General features: G+C 74.8%; 2 protein-coding genes and 1 pseudogene. 2 read left to right on the top strand and 1 reads right to left on the bottom strand.

From position 1 onward, the window contains the following. A partial coding sequence (locus tag ACFV5H_RS09645) for a tetratricopeptide repeat protein (RefSeq protein ID WP_385193827.1) occupies window positions 1-281 on the top strand: 281 nt, incomplete at its 5' end. Between the two features lie 375 nt (window positions 282-656). After that, window positions 657-1,149: pseudogene (locus ACFV5H_RS09640) on the top strand (MFS transporter); the annotation flags it as partial. A 166-nt stretch (window positions 1,150-1,315) separates the two neighbouring features. Here ACFV5H_RS09640 and ACFV5H_RS09635 read toward each other — a convergent pair. Continuing rightward, window positions 1,316-1,422: hypothetical protein (locus ACFV5H_RS09635; RefSeq protein ID WP_385194011.1), on the bottom strand; the 107-nt coding region annotated here is incomplete at its 5' end.

Here is a 1,422-nt window from a genome sequence, read left to right as displayed (position 1 = left end):
GGAACAACCTCGGCATGGCCCTGCGCGAGGTGGGCCGGGCGGAGGAGGAGACCGAGGCGTACGGAAGGTCCCTGGAGCTCTTCCGAGGATTCGAGGACCGGTACGGCGAGGGACGGACCCTCCACAACCTGGCCCGAGCCCACGAGGCCGCCCACCGCCCTGCCGAGGCCCGCGCCGCCTACCTCCAGGCCGCCGACGCCTACACCCGCGCCAACGCTCCTGCCGAAGCCGCCCAAGTCCGCACCCGGGCCGCCGCCCTCGACGACTCACCCACCCGCTGACCTTCGAAGCGTGGTGCCGGTGGGGCTGACGGCCCATGCCCCCTGCGGTACGACGAGTGCGGGAGGTGCGCGCGGGGCGGCGGGCCGGCCGATGGGCACGCCGGCCGCCCCCGCCCGCCTCCTCGGTGCCGAACACCCCCGAGGCGACTGCCACCGCGGGCCGGCACGGGCGGCTGGACGACGACCCCGCCCAGGAAAAGGCTCCCTGAATGATCGATTCCGCCGTCCGCCGGCGCCGTAGAGCGCTCTTCGTCTTCTTCCTGATATCCGGCCTGTCGATGTCCTCGTGGGTCACCCGCACCCCGGACGTGCGGGACCGGCTCGGCGCCTCCACCGGTGAGATGGGCCTCGTCCTCTTCGGGCTGTCCGTCGGCACACGGCATGGACCCCGTCCTCGGCTCCGCCGTGTACGCGGGCTTCGCCGCCATGGCGATCGGCCGTTTCGGCGGCGGGTTCTTCATCGACCGCTTCGGCCGTGCCCCCGTCGTCCGCGCCAGCGCCCTCTCCGCCGCACTCGGGCTCGCCGTCGTCTTCGTCGACGTGACCCTCGCCGCCGGAGCGGCCGTGTTCTTCTGGGGTCTCGGCGCCTCGCTCGGCTTCCCCCTCGCCCTCTCGGCGGCCGGAGACTCCGGACCCGACTCGACGGCCCGCGTGAGCCTGGTCGCGACGATCGACTACGCCGCGTTCCTCGTGGGTCCCCCCCGGTCTGGGCCTCCTCGGCGACCACTACGGTCTGCGCGCCGCGATGACCGTCGTCCTCGTCCTCGTCGCCGTGGCGATCCTCCTCGCCCCGGCCGTCGACACCCGCCGCAGGACGTCGGCCCATCACCTCCCCGAGCGGCAGCCGGCGCCGGTGGACGGACCCTGACGGAACCCGTACCACCGGCCTTCGGCGGAGCATCCGGGCAGGCCGGTGAGCGCGGGCGGAAGCGGCTTCGGTGGTTCGTGTGCCGCACCGCCCGGCCGGCCCGGGGAGACGCCCCCTTCCCCGACGTCCGCGCCCCGTGGAAGGGACGACGGCGCGTCGCACGACGTCAAGGGAGTGCGCGCCAGGTCGCCTCGTCGAAGTCGGCGGGCAGGCCGCCCCCGGTGAGGTCCCAGGCCCACAGGCCGACGAACGCGCCGGTGAAGCCGAGGGCCC

Origin of the sequence: Streptomyces sp. NPDC059787, assembly GCF_042732315.1 — a bacterium.
GTDB classification, from domain to species: Bacteria; Actinomycetota; Actinomycetes; order Streptomycetales; family Streptomycetaceae; genus Streptomyces; species Streptomyces atrovirens.
The sequence above is the reverse complement of the archived record's forward strand: the minus strand, read 5'-3'. Positions and strand labels throughout refer to the sequence as shown.